This is a genomic window from Chitinivibrionia bacterium (assembly GCA_009779925.1).
Classification (GTDB): domain Bacteria; phylum Fibrobacterota; class Chitinivibrionia; order Chitinivibrionales; family Chitinivibrionaceae; genus WRFX01.
Genome location: WRAZ01000006.1, coordinates 62744 through 79960, shown reverse-complemented (window position 1 = coordinate 79960; position 17217 = coordinate 62744). Strand labels below are relative to the sequence as shown.

Genomic DNA, 17217 nt, shown 5'->3' with positions numbered 1-17217 from the left:
GTTTTGAACTGGTTTTCGCTTGTTCCCGATACGGATAAATATATCAGCGTTATGACTATAGGCGAAATAGTGCGCGGAATTGAAAAACTTTCCGACGCAACAAAACAAAGAAAACTTTCGATTTGGCTAAATAATATCATATACGACGGTTTTAGCGGCAGAATAGTAAATTTTGACATTGACGTTATGACGGTTTGGGGAAAATTACAGGCAAAACTTCCGCGCACATTGCCGATACAGGACTCTTTAATTGCCGCTGCCGCACTTACTCGCAATATGACAATCGCAACTCGCAATGTTAAAGATTTTGAAGGTATTCCCAACCTGAAAATTTTCAACCCTTGGAAAGATTAAAAGGAGAAAAATATGCCTGTAATCAAAGCGCAGAATTTGGTCAAGGACTATGCTTTAGATAAGCACGTGGTGCACGCCTTGCGCGGGGTGGATTTGGAATTTGAAAGCGGGGAATTTGCCGCTATTGCGGGACCGTCGGGGAGCGGGAAGTCCACTTTTTTGCATTTGGCGGGGTGTTTGGATACCATAACGAGCGGCGAAATGATAATCGACGACATTAATACGGGGAAAATGTCGAAAAAGCAGTTGGCGTTGCTTCGGCGAAACAAAATCGGCTTTATTTTTCAGGCGTATAATCTTATTCCCGTGCTGTCGGTCGAAGAAAACATTTCGTTTCCGCTGACTTTATTGGGGGTCGATAAAAAGGAAATTAAGAGCAGAACAACGAAAGTTTTGGAAGATGTCGGGCTTGCGGATATGGCAAAACGCCGCCCAAAAGAAATGTCGGGCGGACAGCAACAGCGAGTTGCAATTGCCCGTGCGCTCATCAAAAAACCCGCGCTTATTTTGGCGGACGAGCCCACTGCGAACTTGGATTCCACTATCGGACAGGAAATTCTTGAATTGATGGTTTCGCTCAACAAATCCGAGGGAACAACCTTTGTTTTTTCGACGCACGACTCTATGGTTATGGATTATGCGCGGCGACTGATAAAAATTCGCGACGGAAAAATCGAAGCCGACGAAACGAAATGAGACAGCTATGAGTTTGCTAAATATATTGGAAAATAATTCCGCGTTTATCAAGATTGCATTGCGTAATCTTGCCCGCCACAAGGTAAAAACCGGTCTTACGTCGGCGGCGATAATGGTCAGCGTGGCAATGTTTGTTTTTCTGAGCAGTTGGCTAAGCGCAATATCCGTGGAATCGCGCAGAAACATAGTAAATTACGATATGTCCGCCGCAAAATTGCAAACAAAAATGTATTTTGAACGCCGCGACGAGCGCCCGAGCTACGAAAACTTTACGGATTGGCAACGTTTCAGCGCCGCGCTCTACGCAGAGGGCTTTTATTCTGCGCCGCGTTTTGTGTTTTCGGGAATGATACACTCAAATTTCGGGTCTGCGCCAATGCTCGTAAACGCGATTGATGTTGAAGCGGAAGCGCGCATTTTGCACTATATGAATTTTGTGGATTTCGGAAGAATGCCCGAAAGCGGCAGTTTTGAAATTGCGGTCGGCACAATGGCGGCAGGGAGATTACGGGTCGGAATTCCCACGCGCCCGCGCCGCTCGGAGCTCGAAGAATTGATAGCGCAGTCGGCGACAAACGAGGCGGACAAAACCTTTATACGCTCGCTTTACGAAGAAGAAAGAAGCGTAAACATGGAGTTTTTTGCGGCTTCCGAAAGGCAAATTGTAGGCAACGAACGCGTATTTTTGAGACGAAATATTTCGCGCGAAGACATCGACCGTCTTTGGAATATGATTGCCCAAACCGACCGAAACAACGTGCGCATAAACGCGGTAATTGACATTCGAGCACTGCCCGAAATGATACGCCGACACCTCTGGGAGGGCGAACTTATGCCTGCTCTTCGCGAAAAAGATATATCAAAAATTGAAGCCGCATACGAATTTGAAGAGGCATTAAACGCCTTTATCCTTAAAGAAGAATTGGACGAGTATCAAAAAAACGAGGCGCTTACAATAATGATACGCTCCGGATTTCGCGGTGCCGTGCGCCACGTAAACCAACTGATTGACGCGGTTGTCGTGGGTGTAATAAACAGTCCCGACCCCGTGCCCAACGGCAATATCGCCTACATTCCTTTGGACGTTCTGCAAGACGAAGCGGGAATGATGCTCGACGGCGCAATAACCGAACTTTTGATACGAAAAAAAGGCGTTGCATACACGCAACTTCCAAATGCCGACGAAAGCGCCGCCGCAATTACCACAGCGCTAAAACGCGGATTGGCAGAACCGCTTCCCGACCATTTGGGCGTGTTTTTCTGGAAAGAATATATGTCGGAATACCTTGCATTTGAGGCGTTGGAAATGAATGCAACCAAAGCGCTTTCGTTTTTGTTGCTTTTTTTGGCGTGCCTCGTAATTTCCAACACAATTTTGCTCGCCGTCCTCGAAAGAACAAAGGAAATCGGAATGACGCGTTCAATGGGAATGACCGACGGGCAAGTGATAGCCGTTTATATGATTGAAGCGGGATTTTTGGGCTTACTCGGCTCTGCGCTCGGAATAATTCTTGGTTGCGCCATAAATTATCCGATGGTAAAATACGGCTTAGACATAAGCGCAATGGCGGAAACCTTAGGCGGCGGCATTGGTTTCAGAGTAAGCACCGTTTTGCGAAGCGGCTGGGATATTCCCGTACTTTTTCAAGCAGGTATCGGAGCAACAATCCTCGCGGCGCTTATGGCATATTTCCCAACCAAACGCGCGCTTAAAATGTCAATTACCGATAGCTTGAGGTTTGAGTGATAAGCGGCAAGCTTATCGAAAAAGTCGGCGATAAACGATATACCTATTACGTGCTGAAAAGATAATTTCAAAAAGGAGAAATTTTCAATATGACAACCACAGCGCAACAAAAACAGGGCGGCGGCACGGCGACACTTGCAAAAATCGCCTACCGCAACATCTGGCGAAACCCGCGGCGCACGGCTTTTTGCTTTGCGGCGGTCGGAATAGCGGTGTTTTTTATTACCGTATATTCGGGATATATCGGCGGAATGCTCGGCAGTATGACAAAATTGGTGCAGGTTTTTGAACTCGGACACGTGCAAGTGGTATCGCAGGAATTTGAGGCTGACCAAGAGTTTTTACCCGTCCAATATCCCGTAGCAAACGGCAGAAATTGGCGGGAATTGGCGGACGAAATAAAGCAAATTTCGGGTGTCCGCGCCGTTTTTCCGCGCATAAACACTATGGCGACCCTGCAAGAAAGCACCGTAAAACACGCAGTTCTCTGGGGACTTAACATAGAAGACGAAACTGCGGCAAACAACTTTAATTTAACCAATCGTAGCAACGGGCTTATAGAAGGGCGCTTCCCAAAACACGGCGCAAACGAAGCCGCGGTCGGGCACATTTTTGCACAACGCTCAGGGCTTACAATAGGCGACAGAATTCCGCTTATGACGGTATCGGCGCAGTTTTCAAACCGTATTTGGAGCCCCGTTATTACAGGAATTTACGACTTCGATTTTTTCCGCTTTGACGAGCGTTTTATAATCGTGGATTTTGAACGGCTTCAGCGGCTTCTTTCTATGGGAGACGGAACGCAACAACTAATAATTTTTGCGGACGACGAAAAACTAAGCGCACAAATCGCTGCCAAAGTCAAAGAAATCGTCGGCGAAGAAAACATCGCTACACAGTGGCGCGAAAACTACTGGGTCGCAGTAATGGAAGCAATGCGCCCGATGTATGTCGTAATATTTTTGGTGTTTTTAATCGTCGCAAGTTTTTTAATAGTAAACACGGTAGTAATGATAGTCCACGAGCGAATAAAAGAAATAGGAATGATGGGTTGCCTCGGTATGACGCGGCACGAAATCGTCACGGTTTTCTTTTTCGAGTCGCTTTTTATGGCGGCTTTGGGAGCGCTAATCGGAGTAATTTTCGGCGGAATTTTGACGGCGATAGGAGCGCATTTTCCGCTTCGCATAGGCGATATGCTGGGCAACCAATTCAGCGAAATGCCGCTTGCCAACGTAATTTTCTTGGAATTCAACGTATGGAATTTGGTGCAGGCGTGGATTATGGGCGTAGTAGTAGCCTCGCTTTTTACGCTAATTCCATCGCTGAAAAGCGCCTTTGTAGAGCCCGTCGAGGCGCTGAGGAGATAATTTCGGCTCCGCTCAATCACCGAATGAAAAACAGAAGATTTTAACAGAAGAAAAGGAGAAACATTATGAACAAAAAAATCACAGCGGCTTTGGTACTGCTGATTGCGGGAACGGCTTTCACACTTTTCGCCGCAAAAACGCCGACCGCGCAGGAACTGCTTGCCCGCGTGGACAAAAACGAAATTTTCACGACTATCCAATACGAAGCGGAAATGATAATCGAGCATAACAACCGCCGATTTGTCAAAACGATGAACGCTTGGGCGCGCGAAAATTCCGACAGTTTTATTGAATTTACAAATCCCGAAGACGCAGAAACACGATATTTGCGGCGCGGCGGACGGCTTTTTGTGTATTCTCCCGACAATGAGGGGGTAATGCTTATATCGGGACACATGCTGCGCGAATCGATGATGGGCTCCGATATGTCTTACGAAGACGCGATAAACAACGAACCGCTCTCCGAAAGATACACTGCGGAAATAGTCGGCTCGCAAACTTTGCAAGACAAAGATACCTGGATATTGGAACTTAAAGCGAAACGTCGCACCGAAAGTTATCCGAAACGCAGATTGTTTATAGACAAGGAAAACGGCGACCTGCTTCGAAGCGAACTTTTTGCACTTTCGGGCGCAATGCTCAAAGAACAAAACCTCATAAGAGTGGAAGTTATAGGCGGACGACGTTTCCCCGTAGAAGTCGAAGTGCGGGATTTGCTGAGACGAAACAGCAGAACGATATTCGTAATGCGAAACGTAATTCTCGACAAACCAATCCCCGACGCCGTGTTCAGTATGAGAAATTTGGAGCGATAGTTTATGAGAAATTTTTGCACATTCTTGTTTCTGCGTAAGGGCGGGTTTCAAACCCGCCCCTACATAAATTTTGCGAAATTTTGCGCATTTTTAATATTGGCAATTACCTTTTTCGGCGGCAATGCTTTCGCCCAAAGAGACGGGCTAACATTTTCGGGGATTTTCGAGTCGTCCGTAGCGACAAATGTCGGCGCGGGCGAAGCGGCAAATCTGTCTTACGGTCTCGAAGAATACGCCAATATACGAATGCAGGCGCGCGTAGGAGAAAACGGCACATTTTTCGGCGCGGTTAATCTTATCGCCGCCTCGGGAGATTACGCTATCACAATGATTTCACAGGCGGAACACGTTAAATTCGGCGGTATTCACACAGGAAAATACTACGCCGCGCTTATCGAACTCGAACGCCTGTTTTTCAGAATAAGAGGCGAAAACGTAAATTTCGACGGCGGAATTATGCGCATACCTTTAGGCTTTAGCAACGTTTGGGGGTCGTCGGACTTTCTAAATCCTAAAAATCCACTTAAACCCAACGCTCGCCCGCGCGCAGTTTTGGGCAACAGTCTATCGTGGTTTCCCGTTCACGGCTTTAAGTTGCAGGGTTTCGGCATTACAGGTCGCGACCCGTTGGACGCAAACAGCGGAATTGCAGGTATCGCCGCCGACAAACATTGGGACAAATTAAGCGCGCAATTACTATACTCGTTCGAGTATTCCGACGAATTTCCCTCAACCGCTTCAAACCCTTGGACTCACCGCACGGGTTTATCGCTAAAAGCCGATTTGGAACTGGGACTTATACTTGATATGCTCTACACCCACAACAAAGAATTAGAAAACAAGGCGGACGGATTATCGCTAAGCACAGGTTTTGACTACTCATTTTTCAGCGGAAACTTAATTTTTCTCGCAGAATATTTGTATAACGGCTTAGCTTCATCGACATCGCTTGCAGGCGGCGGAAATTTTTCCAACCGAAACTACCTTTACACGGGTTTTACATACCGTTTCAGCAACTTCACCAACGCGGGTTTGGCTCTGCTTTCGGGGCTTGACGACGCGTCATTCGTTTCGCTTCTAACGTTCAATCATCAAATTTCGCAGGCAATATCACTGAGTGTTGCGGCAAATGTTCCGATGGACAGAAACCTCTTTAACAACGACGGAAACCACGGCGAATTCGGTCCTCGCCCGTCCGGAATGAGCGCAGGAAGCCATTTTTATATGGAGACGAAGTTGAGAATGCGGTTTTGAGGATTAACCAATCCCCGAAACCCGCAAAATCCGCCTTCCACAGGAACTTACAAGCGTTTCTTTGTTGCCGAAAATTAGGCATTTTTGTTTGGCGCGGGTGATTGCGGTGTATAAAAGTTCGCGGGTGAAAAGTTCTTCCTCTTGCTTTTTATCGGGATATACTACTGCGACTTTATCGTATTCCGAGCCTTGCGATTTGTGTATTGTTATGGCAAAGGCGGGCTCGTGTTTTGGTAAAGTCAGGGCGGGAATTGCGCCCTCTTTGTTTTCAAAATACGCCAAATTACTTTTTTCATCCTTAATGCCGACGTCTCCGTTAAAAAGATTTTGTTGATAATCATTTTCCGTAATTATTATAGGAATATATTTCGCGTTTTTCTTCTTTGCCGAGCCGCATAATATTTCGTTTATTTTAACGCAACCGTTTCTACCGCTTTTGGTTGCGCACAAAATCTGAAATGTTCGCAAAAAATTTAATGCGGTTTTTTCGTCTTTGGCGTTAAACAAGTCGTTATACCAATCGTTGTTAAGGTCTAATTTTTCTAAAAATTCGACGTTTTCATTGCCAAAATCTTTTACTTCGCCGCTCAATATTTGCTTGCTTAAATCGGCAATCCCCAAAGCGTTTTGGGCTCTGTAATTCTTCGTTTTTTCTTCGTAAGGGCAGGTTTCAAACTTGCCATTAGGTATTTCGTCGCTGTATTCCCGCTCAAGTTTTCCGCAAATATCGGCAAAAACCGAGCCTGCTTCTACGGAAGCCAATTGATTTTTATCGCCAAGCAAATACAAATCGCAAGTATCGCCGACTGCCTCCAGCAATTTCGCCATCATCTGCAAATCTATCATCGAACATTCGTCTATTGCGATTATGTCGGCTTCAAGCGGATTTTCTTTTGTATGACTGAAATTTACCGACAGCGGAATATAGCCGAGAAGTCGGTGCAATGTTTTTGCTTGCGCTTCTATGCCTTGTAAAGCCAAACTTTCTTTCATTCTCAGCGCGGCTTTTCCCGTTGGGGCGGCTAAAAGTATTTTTTCGTTTAATCTGTCTTTGAGAATATTTGCCAAAGACGTTGTTTTTCCCGTTCCCGGACCGCCTGTTATTACGTGCAATTTTTTGTTTTCGAGCAAGATTTTAATTTTGTCCAATATCCTTTTTTGATACTCGAAATACCGCTGAATATACAATCTTTCTCCGTCTAAAATTAAAGGGCGGACTTGATTTTGCGCGCCGATTGCTTCCGATTTCTCTTTTTCCAACTCTTCTTTTTCTGCGGCGCTCAGTTCAAAGCATATACTGCCTTTTTCGAGCTGTTCCAATACTTTTTCGGCGTATTTTTTTACGGTTTCGGATACGTTATATTGCTTTTTTAAGTATTCGAGCAAAAATTCTCTGAGATTATTCATTTATACCTCTCCTTTTAACGATTTATCAAGCAAATCTATGGAGTTTGCGATTTTTTTTCCGTCGGCGAAATAAATTCCGTCGGCGTTTTTTTCGTTCACGCCTCTTATGAAAATATAATAAACGCCGCCGAAATTTTGAGCGAAATCGAAGTCCGATTTTGTTTTTTCGAGCCATCTTTTTAGTGCGACTGCGTAAATGTAATACTGCAAATGATAGCCGTGGCTCAACATTTCGGCGTTCACGTTTTCCTCGGAAAAGTCGCCGTTCATAGCGTTCGATTTCCAGTCGAGGATGTAATATTTGCCGTCCGCGCCCAAGAAAATCAGGTCGATTGCGCCGCTGATATATTTGTCGGGCAGCTCTCTTGGAACGACGAAATTGATTTTTCCTTTCGCAATCTCTTCCTGTATTTTTTTTAGGTCGATTTTTTGGCAATCCATAAGAAAACTAAGCTCTGCGATTTTGTGTTCCACATCCTTTAATTTTCCTGCGGCGCTATGCGGTAAGGTTTTATCCAAAGCCGCGCTTACCCAAGCTTTAACTTCTGCAATATTTTCGTTTTCGTTGCCGTCTTTTTCTTCAAATTCGGGGAAATCCCCCAGTTTTTCTTTTACGGTTTTTTGGATTTCGTCGTTCTTCGCCTTAAAATCAATATTTTCAAAAATATCGTGCAAAAGCGTTCCCATTCTTGCTCCCGCGGGAATTTTCGGCTTTTCGTTTTTGGGGTCGGAGCGATATTCTATAGGCGATAAATTTTTTGTAATTTTAGAAAAACTTGTTCTCGTCCAAGTCGGTTTTGCCCTATCTTTTATTTTGTCAAATTTTTCCGATTTTCTTTCAAAATTCTCTATTTTTGTATTTTTTTTATTGTAAAATTCGCCCATTTCTTCGAGGACATTTTCCAAATCCTCGATTTTAACATTATCGCTTTGCCACGAAAAACCGTCAAAAATCTCTCGGCAAACAGACGACGCGCCTATTTGCTTTGAAATAACCCTGTCTTTAGTTCTTTTGGGCGGACTAAAACACAGATACAGCCTATATTTTGCTCTTGTTAAGGCAACGTACAAAAGGCGGGCGGTCTCCTCATTTTCCTCTTTATTGCTCAAAGTTCCCATAATATTGTCTTTGTCTTCCGCGAAAAACGCTATGTTTTTTTCACTGCCTTCGTTATACTCGTAAGCGCTCGGAAACTCGTGTTTTCTTGGGCTTCTGCCTATTTCGGGAACAAAAACAACGTCAAATTCCAAGCCTTTTGACTTATGAATTGTCATAATTTTGAGAGCGTCGTCGTCGCTTTCCAATTTTTCTTCGATTGCCTCGTTTTTTTGATATTCTTTAAGAAGCGCGGCAAAACGGTTGTTTATTTTTTCGGGAATTTTTCCGAATTTAATTTCTTCTTCATTCAAAATTTCCAATATTTGGCGAATATTTGTAATTTCGCGCTCTCCTGTGATTTGCGCGGCAATATTTCCCCACAATTTTCTGTTTTCCATAAAAAAATCTACGGCGCTCATAACTCCGAATTTTTCCCATTTTGCTTTTGCCTCAAAAATTTCGCTCGCCCATTCGTTGAATATTTCGTCCCCTTTTTTGCCTTGTATATCGGAAGGCTCAAACCCGCAAAATTTATGCAAAAGCAAAGCTCTTATATACCTTATATTATTGTTGCCGCAAATCGTGTTTAACAAAATCCTCAAAAATTTTGCCGCGCCGCTTTCAAAAACCGAACCGCCTTTAACTATTGCATAAACGCCTTTTTTGACCAAGGCGTTTTTGTATGTAAGGCAATCTTCGTTTGTATCCAACAGAATCGCAATGTTTTTTGGCTCAAATTTGCCTGTGCTCAGCAATCGGCAGACTTCCGAAACGACCGCTTTTTGCGCTTTTTGCTCAAACACGGGTTTGTTTTCGTTGTCGCCGCCCTTCCAAATTACAAAAGGCGGGCGCTTTTCGTCTATTTCTTGGAGCGGATTAAGCTCTGTTTTGCCGCATCTTACTTCCGTATAGTCAATATCTTCGCCCATTTTTGACCTGAAAATTTCTTTGTCGAAGCAATTCCGATAAGCAAAAAACTGCCTTAAACCCTCCAATAAAGTCTGTTCCGTGCGAAAATTTATGTTCATCGAAAACCGATTTTCTTCTCCCGCGCAGTCTTTGGCGTTTTTGTAGGCGACAATATCGCCGCCTCTAAACCTGTAAATCGCCTGTTTCGGGTCGCCAATCATAAAAAACGGCTTGTCTTCAAACAGATAATCGAAAATCCGAAACTGCATTTTATCCGTGTCCTGAAACTCGTCCACAAATATTGCCTCGTATCTGTTTCTTATGGCGTTTTGCAGTTTTTTGCCGTTTGCCATATCGTTTATTACCGCTTTTTCGCAGTCTTTTATCATATCGTCGTAATCCATAATTTTCATTTTTTTCTTTTCGGCTTCCGCTCTTTGCGAGGCTTCTTTCGCCAAGTTTTTCGCTATGGCGTATTTCAGTTTTCTTGCGGCGTTTTTCTTGTCTTTTTCGTCGGCGTTTTTGTATTCCGTCAAAGATTGTTCGTATTCTTCGCCGTCAATTTTCGCGTGCGGATGTTTCAGAATTAAATTTACAACATTTAATAAATTTCGCGGACTAAGTTCAATATCCACGTCTAAATCTTGGATGTTTTCTCGCCAAAAATCCGCGACAATCCTGTTTCTTATGCTGTTTGTATCGGTAATCAGTTCTCTTTTTTCAAAGTTTTTTGTCTCGTATGGGAATTCGCTCAGCAGTTTATTGCAAAATCCGTGAATAGTAAAAACGGGCATTTCGTCTATGCGGGTAAGCGCGTCCAATAAATTCACTTCTTTTTCTTGCGCGTTTTTTTGAATTTCGCCGTCTTTTGTAAATTTTGCGCTTTTTACAATCTCGATTAAGTCTTTTTCTTTGTCGCCGTCGCCGCCGTCTTCTTTCCATATTTTATACGCTTTTTTAATTCTTTCGGCGGTATTTTTCTTGAGTTCCGCGGTCGCCGCTTCGGTAAAAGTTATCAGGACTATTTTTTCAATCGTCAAATTCTTTTCCAAAAGCAAACGCAGAACAATCAACCCGATATTATAGGTTTTCCCCGTCCCGGCACTCGCTTCAATCAGGACTTTTTTGTTCAACGGTAATTCTCTGACGTTAAAGAGGTTCATTTTTTTATCCTTGTTTTGGAAGGGAAAATACGTAAATTTTCTGCCGCTGATATCATTAGCGGCTAGTACCTGCTGTTTTCAGTGGTAATCCGTTAATTCTACATTTTCTGCATTGTTGTCAATCCATACAAAGCAAATTCTGTATTGTTCGTTTACGCGAATACTCCATTGTCCTTTACGATTGCCTGACAACTGTTCAAGGTGATTTGAGGGCGGAATACGCAAATCGTTTATAGTTTTAGCGTTTTTTAGCATTTCCAACCTGTCAAGCGCGCGATCTTGAATATGGGACGGTAGTTTTCTTGAGCCTAATCCGTTAAAAATTCGCAGAGTTTCTTTGCATTTGAATGATTTAATCACAACGCTGCTACCCGTTTTAATTTTGCGTAAGGGATTATTTGCGTCAATTTTTTATGTATCAACCTTTTCGCAATTCTTACATTGTAGCTTTCCTGCCAACGCATAAAAAATCCTTCTGACATGCCAAAGTATTTTGTCAGCAGTAAATCAAGTTCGGTTGTCATAGGAATACCATTTTCTATTGTTGCCGCAATTTGCCAAGACGGGAAAGATATTGCTTGAGCAATTTCTTCAATCGACAAATTATACGGATCCAAAAACTCATTTTTGAGCATTTCTCCAACGGTACTCATTTTGAGATATTTTGTCATGATTATCCCCTTTCTTCCTTAAAAAATACTATTTGCGCAAAATAAAAAGGGCGTATTTCTACGCCCCCTGTTAAAAAACTATCGTAAATTTTCTTATCTATTTACCCCAATCCTCGACGAGTATGTAAATCTTCGTCCGCTGATACCGATTGCTTCGACGATAATCAGATATGCGCCGTTGGCTACGAAACGTCCGTTGGTGTTGGTTAAATTCCAGACGATTGCGTTATCGGCGGCGTTTGAATGAAAAAATCATTTTTTTTGTATCAAAGAACGGGGAGAAAATACGTTATTGTCGAGGGGGATTTTTGATATTCGTCGTTTTCTCACTATTTTCCCCCACTCCTTGACAACAACACCGAGATTTATTATTTTCAAACAGTGTTTTAATCAACGATTTAATCAGTGATTGAATTTAGCACGGAGGATTTTTTAGCGGCGAAACATCCGAGGAATAAGATTGTGGCAGTAGGGAAAAGATTATCCGCCTTTTTTATTTGAGCAAAACGTATTTTTGTATATAAATGCCTGAAAACAAAGAGTATTTTCCCCGACAAAAGAAAGGAAAAAACGTGAAAAAAGCGACAACGTTGGACGAACAAATCGAGTTATACAAAAACCGCGGTTGCGAATTGGATATGCCGATGGAAGAAATCAAGAAATTTCTTTCAAATATTGACTATTATCGCTTGGGATTTTACGCTTTTCCTTTTGAAGAAACATATCCATCTAAAGAAAAAAGAAGCCGTCAATATAAAAACGGGACAAAATTTTCGGAAATTGTCGCTCTATATGAATTCGATTTTGAGCTAAGAATGATTTTGCGTAAGTATATAAGCCGCATAGAAACAAGCTTCAAGGCAAAGTTGATTTATTTTGTCTCTAATCAATACAAAAATACCCCTAATTGGTTTGTGGACAATAAAGTTATGGCAGAAAAATACATAAGAGATTTCGACGAAAAAATATATAATCCGATTAAAGCCAATCACGAAACCATAAGGCGATACGGCGACAAATATGCGCCCGCTTGGAAAACATTAAATTATGCAACTTTTGGAAACATAACAGCAACGTATGAATCTTTACAAGAAAAAACCATAAGAGAAAAAATTGCCTGCGAATATAATATAAGAAACGAAAAAATTATGCTTAATTATATCATCGTGATGAAAAATTTAAGAAATATGCTTTCGCACGACGGAGTAGTGTTTGACTACAATCTTGAAGAAGCGCTGAGAGACGGTACTGTTTTGAAAACAAACAATAAAAACAAATGCAAACTCCATTCCGCAATATTAGTTATGAAATATTTACTCGAAAGTATTTCAGAAAAATTACCGCAGAGATTGGAATGTGAAATAAAAAGCGTTTTAGATATGCTTAAAAACGACGAAACGCTGAAACTTGCAATAGAAAATAGCGTCGGATGTTCCTAAAAAAACGAAGTCCGACTGCTTGTGCCGGACTTCTTTTCACGTTTTAAGTGCTGGATACTATGCTTGTTAGTATAAGCACTAGCGTAAACCGCTATCACAAATATACTATATTTCCACAGGAAAGTGCGAAAAAAAAATGAAAAAAACGATTTTTTACTTTTCTTTTACCTCATATTTCTCATAATCTTTAAACAATTTTTCGGAAAACGCCTTAAATTCCTCCTCTATCCCCAACTCTGCTAAAGACGTGGCGCTTTCTGTTGCCATTTCTGCGTACGGGCAAGATTTTAAGATTTTTTCCCATACGGCGCTTAAGCCTTTACCGTATAAATATTCCCACGCGGCGTCGGGGAAAATCGGCAGTAATCTTGAGTTTAATTCTTCCGCCAAAATCCATAATTTGCCGAAATAATCTTGGGCTTTTGCTTTTTCCATTCCCGATAATTCAATCGTTGCGTTTTTCAAAAACATTTTTGTCGTCTGATTTTCTTCTTGTGAATTTAAATGCAAATGATACAGCCAATGCCTCAGTCGGTATCTGCCTTTGTCGTTGCTCGGGTAACCCAAAATTTCATTTTTTGCCGCCGATTTTAACTCTGCGACGTCGTTTTCTATGTTCTCTATGATTTTATCCGCGAAATTTCCGCTCGGTAGTTCGCCGCGCAATTTTTGAATATTTTTTTTGTCTTCATCTTTCAAAAAATTTTTTCTTAATTTCCATTTTTCTAATTCGCTTTCAACTACAAACGGCTCTGTGCTTTCCAGAATTTCAATGTCGTCGGGCAATTTTATGTTGCAGGTTTTTGTCAGAAAATATTTAGGCGCGTTCGATAAAATATCGTATAATTCGTCTCCGTTTTTTTCTTGATTTTTTCCCGTTTCGTCCTTTTTTTCGTCGTCGTTTTCGTCTTCATTCGGGGCTATTTCCCACGTCCAAATGCTTTTTGGATGTTTTGGGCGCTCGTTATCCCATCGCCCGTCGTAAGTTTTAAGCCGCTTGTCGCTTTTATCGAAATATTTTTTTGAAAACGGCTGCAACGGGTGCTTTACCACTAAATTATTTGTATCAATCCCGTATTGTTTTCGCAAATTATCCAAAAATATTGCTACCACGCTCGACGGATCAAGGTCTTCCGCCGTTTTTTCGCTTTGCCCTACCCAGCTTATGTAGAGTTTTTCTTTGGCGTTGCAAACAGCTTGCAAAAACATAAGGCGGTCTTCGTTGGCGGTATCGGGGTCGCCGTCTTGCCTGTATTTTGCCGCCATTAAACTGATTTCTTTGTTCATATTTTGCCGCGGAAATTCTTTGCCGTTCATCCCGATTAAGCAAATAATTTTGCGCGGAACGCCCCTCATTGTTTCAATATTAGAAAACGAAATTTTGCCGCTCAAAGAATACGAATTTGTCGCGCTTTCCTCCATTTTTCTGAGCAGGGCGCTTTTCAAAACCGAGAAACCCACAAGCATATTTTCACTTTTTTTGCCGAAACCTCTGCGCATTTCTTCTTTGAGTTCGTCCCATTTTTTCATTATTTTTTGATACGGATTATCGACGTCTTCCCTGTAATTTACTACGTCCGCGCCAAAAAATGAAGGCATATTATCCCTCAAAAATTCGTCCCAATCGTTTATGGTTTTTTCTGTTTCTTTGCCGTTTTCAAAGCAAGCGACGTCAAGTTTTATAACGGCGTTTACAAAATTCACAAAATCGCCTAAAATTTCGGCGTTTAATCCCTCTATGTCGGGATAGCAATATTCGCCGATTTCCGAAAATCCGTCTTCGCCAATCATAAAAAATCCCGCCGCCAACTGCTTAAAACCGCTTTCAAAAGAGTAATCGGGCAGTTTTTTGCCGCCTTTCAGACCGTGCCTTACAGCGTTTTCTCTTACCCACTTTTCCAAAAGATTTCTGCTGTTCGGTTCAAGCGCTTTTCCCTGCGCAAAGCTCGAATATTCAAATAGGGCGACAATGTCGGGAGCTTCGTATCTGCCGCCGATTTGGGAAAAAAGCAAATTAAAAAGCTGCACGGTTTTGTCGTATTTTTTTACGTCGCGGTCGGCGGTTTTTACAGAAATTTTACCATTGTCGTCTTTGCCGAAAACCACGTCTATCGCGCTTGCATAATTTTCAATATTAGGCGAAACAACTGCAATATCCTCGGCGGACAATTTTTCGTCGTTCGCAAACAAATCGATTATATAATCGCGCAAAACTTCGATTTCTCTCAAAGTCGAAAAGCAGCTGTTAAGCGTTATCGAGTTGTCGTTTTCGCTTTTTTCAAGGCGCGCTTCGTTGTTTTCGTCGGCAAGGACGCTTTCTTGGATTTTTCCGAGCAACGTATCTGCTTTTATGTCGTCGTCGTCGCAGAAATCCAAATTATCCCAATCCATTTGCTCGTAAAGAACTTGCGCCGACCGTCCCAAATTTGCAACCAATCTGTTTCCTAAATCCCAATATAAGTTTTTTTCGTCCGCGATTTTTCCGTCTTCCCAAGATTTTTTTCGCAAATTCGCGATTGATTTGTCGCTTTTTGCCTCGCCTATGTATCTGTTGCTTATTAAATGCGCGTACAAATTAACAGAGCACCCGTTTTGCGTCAAAATTTTGAGGGTTTTCAAATGCACGGGAGCGAGAGACATCGGCGCAAATATAAAAATGTTTTTTGGAGTAATTTTGCTCTGTTTTTCCTCTATAATTTTGTAAAGTTGCGAAATATCCTGCTCGTTTTGGCATTTTTCTTTTAATTTACGCCAATAATTTCGTTGCTCTTTTTCGTTTTCTATGAAATTTTCGTCTATATTTATAGTTTTGCCGTTATTTTGCCCGTTAAACGGAGCGTTTTTGTTCCAAGCTTCAATTAAATTTGGTCTGTAAATTTGATACGCCGCAAACAAAGCCGCTATTTCGCAGGCAAACGCAAAGGTTTTTTCTTCGCCTTTAAGCAAGCTGTAAATCGCCCACACTAAATTATTTTTACTGAAGAAATTGTCTTTTTCGTCCTCTCTTTTTCCTTGCAGATTGTAAGAAAACTGCACCAAAAGCCCAACAAGCGACCGAAACGAAAACGCCCATATTCCGTGCTTGTCCACGCATCTTTTTTTCAGATATTCCTGTAAACCTTTCGATTCGCAGACAATTGCGTTTGCGCCCGTTAAAAAAGCGTTTTTAGAGAATTGGTCGTCAAAATTTTCGGCATTCAAAACGTCTTTCAGAAATTCGTCCAAAAGAGTTTCGATGTTGGTGTGTGATATTATTCGCATTGGCATTTTGGGTTGCACTCCTATAATTGTTTCAGAAAAACGCTACCCAAAAATACGTTTTGCGCCAACGAGAAAGATACAAGGCGCGTCTTGTATCTGCAAAAATGGACGAAAACCAATTTTTTACCTGCTCACCCCAATCCTTGATGAATAGGCAAACCTTCTTCCGCTGATACCTGTTGCTTCGATATCTTTCGGCATAATTACTAAAATATGTTAATCAATCATTATCCTCTGATTTAGCACCGTAATTCCCGCCTGTTCGACATTCAAAATAAATACGCCTCGCGCCAAGTTGTCTGTTCTTAAGCCTGTTGCATTTACACCGTTTATTGCGTTAATATCTACGCTGTTTATTAAACGTCCTTGTGGATTTAAGAGTTGCGCGGTATATCTTCCGGCTGTTAAATTCAGTTGAATTTGTCCGTTGTTTATTCCTGCAAAACGAGCAGGATTACTACTTCTAACGGCTCTTGCAGGAGTTGAAGAAACCGACGGCTCTCTGCCGGGGAGCGAATATATGTCGGTAAATGTTCTTGTTTCAGTTCCAACTGTTCCTCGTCTGTTTACAAATAGTCGATAATTTCCGTCTGATGTTAAGTGAAGAAAGGCGAATAGGCTACCATCGCCAAAGTCTCTAAGCATATTTCCGTTTTCATTAAATAATTGTACACGCATTGATGAGGATCTAAGAAAAGAAACAGTAAATTCCAATCTGCCGTCTGTGCTAAATACATTTTCCGATACATTTGCAATGCTTGAAATAGCATATCCATCGGGAATTGGTATGTTAACTTGCGCTCTCAGAGAAAAATCTTCATTGTAGAACCGCACTTGGTTATTTGAAGGAACTTGCGGGAAGTATCCGCTAAAAAATCTGGCTTGTGTACCTGAGTGCAAATAACTTCCATCAAAAGTATGCAATAAAGTAATCTGCGCGCTCGCAAATCCGAATAGTCCTAAAATCACCAAAGAAATTTTTGTTATTTTTTTCATTTTTCCTCCATATTGTTTATATTGTTCGTTTTCATA

Annotated in this window: 13 protein-coding genes; 7 read left to right on the top strand and 6 right to left on the bottom strand. The window is 41.9% G+C overall.

Translation table 11 applies throughout. From position 1 onward, the window contains the following. The 6 genes from FWE23_03705 to FWE23_03680 form a co-directional block, all read left to right on the top strand. A partial coding sequence (locus FWE23_03705) for a type II toxin-antitoxin system VapC family toxin (GenBank protein ID MCL2844543.1) occupies nt 1-354 on the top strand: 354 nt, incomplete at its 5' end. A 12-nt stretch (nt 355-366) separates the two neighbouring features. Continuing rightward, entirely contained in the window at nt 367-1050 is a 684-nt protein-coding gene (locus tag FWE23_03700; GenBank protein ID MCL2844542.1) for an ABC transporter ATP-binding protein, read from the top strand. 7 nt (nt 1051-1057) lie between these two features. Beyond that, nucleotides 1058-2797, top strand: a complete 1740-nt coding sequence (locus FWE23_03695) for an FtsX-like permease family protein (protein ID MCL2844541.1) — start codon at nt 1058-1060, stop codon at nt 2795-2797. An 89-nt stretch (nt 2798-2886) separates the two neighbouring features. Continuing rightward, nucleotides 2887-4167, top strand: a complete 1281-nt coding sequence (locus tag FWE23_03690) for an FtsX-like permease family protein (protein MCL2844540.1) — start codon at nt 2887-2889, stop codon at nt 4165-4167. A 65-nt stretch (nt 4168-4232) separates the two neighbouring features. Next, nucleotides 4233-4982: an outer membrane lipoprotein-sorting protein gene (locus tag FWE23_03685; GenBank protein ID MCL2844539.1), complete on the top strand. Its 750-nt coding sequence runs from the start codon at nt 4233-4235 to the stop codon at nt 4980-4982. 3 nt (nt 4983-4985) lie between these two features. Then, the gene (locus FWE23_03680) at nt 4986-6236 is read left to right on the top strand and encodes a hypothetical protein (GenBank protein MCL2844538.1); all 1251 of its coding nucleotides are present in this window, start codon (nt 4986-4988) and stop codon (nt 6234-6236) included. Between the two features lie 3 nt (nt 6237-6239). Here the strand turns inward: FWE23_03680 and recD are convergent, their stop codons facing one another. From recD to FWE23_03660, 4 genes are all read right to left on the bottom strand, one after another. Beyond that, on the bottom strand, nt 6240-7643 hold the full coding sequence (recD, locus tag FWE23_03675) for an exodeoxyribonuclease V subunit alpha (GenBank protein MCL2844537.1): 1404 nt from the start codon (nt 7641-7643) through the stop codon (nt 6240-6242). After that, complete coding sequence (locus FWE23_03670) at nt 7644-10814, bottom strand: UvrD-helicase domain-containing protein (protein ID MCL2844536.1); 3171 nt, start codon at nt 10812-10814, stop codon at nt 7644-7646. Nucleotides 10815-10892: 78 nt separating this feature from the next. Continuing rightward, complete coding sequence (locus tag FWE23_03665; GenBank protein MCL2844535.1) at nt 10893-11174, bottom strand: type II toxin-antitoxin system RelE/ParE family toxin; 282 nt, start codon at nt 11172-11174, stop codon at nt 10893-10895. Continuing rightward, entirely contained in the window at nt 11171-11485 is a 315-nt protein-coding gene (locus FWE23_03660) for a HigA family addiction module antitoxin (protein ID MCL2844534.1), read from the bottom strand. Before FWE23_03660 ends, FWE23_03665 begins: the two co-directional genes overlap by 4 nt. A 572-nt stretch (nt 11486-12057) precedes the next feature. Here FWE23_03660 and FWE23_03655 point away from each other — a divergent pair. Beyond that, the gene (locus tag FWE23_03655) at nt 12058-12924 is read left to right on the top strand and encodes an Abi family protein (protein ID MCL2844533.1); all 867 of its coding nucleotides are present in this window, start codon (nt 12058-12060) and stop codon (nt 12922-12924) included. Nucleotides 12925-13077: 153 nt separating this feature from the next. Here the strand turns inward: FWE23_03655 and FWE23_03650 are convergent, their stop codons facing one another. Both FWE23_03650 and FWE23_03645 read right to left on the bottom strand, forming a co-directional pair. After that, complete coding sequence (locus FWE23_03650) at nt 13078-16191, bottom strand: exodeoxyribonuclease V subunit gamma (GenBank protein ID MCL2844532.1); 3114 nt, start codon at nt 16189-16191, stop codon at nt 13078-13080. Nucleotides 16192-16401: 210 nt separating this feature from the next. Beyond that, nucleotides 16402-17181, bottom strand: a complete 780-nt coding sequence (locus FWE23_03645) for a hypothetical protein (protein MCL2844531.1) — start codon at nt 17179-17181, stop codon at nt 16402-16404. Nucleotides 17182-17217: the final 36 nt, after the last annotated feature.